At 71.2% G+C, this 1360-nt stretch carries 1 protein-coding gene; it reads left to right on the top strand.

What is annotated here, in order from left to right; genetic code table 11:
- The first annotated feature begins 46 nt into the window (after positions 1-46).
- Positions 47-1315, top strand: coding sequence for an MFS transporter (locus ACFWM7_RS35295; protein ID WP_383268880.1), 1269 nt, complete (start codon positions 47-49; stop codon positions 1313-1315).
- Positions 1316-1360 lie beyond the last annotated feature (45 nt).

Below are 1360 nucleotides of genomic sequence, written 5' to 3' on the forward strand. Positions count from 1 at the left end.
CGGGCAATCCGCCCGCGGACCCCCGACGTGTGTGACGCTTGCTCCCATGTCTGTCGCGCGTGATCTGCGCACCCTGCTGCGCCTGCGGAACTTCCGCCGCCTGCTCACCGTGCGGCTCCTGTCCCAGTCCGCCGACGGCGTCTACCAGGTCGCCCTCGCCGCGTACGTCGTCTTCTCCCCGGAGAAGCAGACGTCGGCCGCCGCCATCGCCTCCGCGATGGCCGTGCTCCTCCTGCCCTACTCCCTGATCGGGCCCTTCGCGGGGGTGCTGCTGGACCGCTGGCCCCGGCGTCAGGTCTTCCTCTACGGGAACCTCCTGCGGGCCGCCCTGGCCTGCTCCACGGCCCTGCTGATTCTCGCCTCGGTACCCGACTGGCTCTTCTACGCCTCGGCCCTCTGCGTCACCGCCGTCAACCGCTTCGTGCTGGCCGGTCTCTCCGCCGCCCTGCCCCGGGTGGTCGACACCGATCGCCTCGTCGTCGCTAACTCCCTCTCCCCGACCGCCGGCACCCTGGCGGCCACCGCGGGAGGCGGCCTCGCCTTCGTCGTACGGCTGGTGGCCGACGAGTCCGACGCGGCGGTCGTGCTGCTGGGGTCGGTGCTCTATCTGCTCTCCGCGCTGGCGTCCCTGAGCCTGCCCCGCACGCTGCTGGGGCCGGATACCGACGGAAGCCCGCTGCGACTGCGGGCAGCTCTCGCCGTCACCGCACGCGGGCTCGTCGCCGGGCTGCGCCATCTGGCGCGGCGGAGCCACGCGGCCCGGGCCCTGGCCGCCATGACCGTGATCCGCTTCTGCTACGGCGCGCTCACCGTGATGGTGCTCATGCTGTGCCGCTACGCCTGGTCCGATACCGAGTCCGACGGACTGGCCCTGCTCGGCCTGGCGGTCGGTGTGTCCGGTGCGGGATTCTTCGTCGCCGCCGTCCTCACCCCCTGGGCGGTGGGCAGGCTCGGCCGGTACGGATGGATCGTGGGCTGCGCCGGGGCGGCGGCGGTCCTGGTGCCCGCTCTGGGCCTCTCCTTCGCTCCGGTCCCGATGCTGATCGCCGCGTTCGTGCTCGGCGTCGTAACGCAGGGGTCGAAGATCGCGACCGATACCGTCGTGCAGACCTCGGTCGACGACTCCTTCCGAGGCCGGGTCTTCTCGCTCTACGACGTGCTCTTCAACGTCGCCTTCGTGAGCGCCGCGGGAGTGGCGGCCCTGATGCTTCCGCCGAACGGGAGATCGATCGCCGTGGTGGCCGTCGTATCGGTGCTGTACGCAGTAGTCGCGGCGACGATGTTCCGCTGGCGACACACCGATGTCCGCCGGTAGCCGGACCCGGATTGCCGAGGGGCGTTGTTTCACGTGAAACAACGC

The sequence above is a fragment of the Streptomyces sp. NPDC058375 genome, assembly GCF_042723425.1.
In the GTDB taxonomy this organism is placed as follows: Bacteria; Actinomycetota; Actinomycetes; order Streptomycetales; family Streptomycetaceae; genus Streptomyces; species Streptomyces durocortorensis.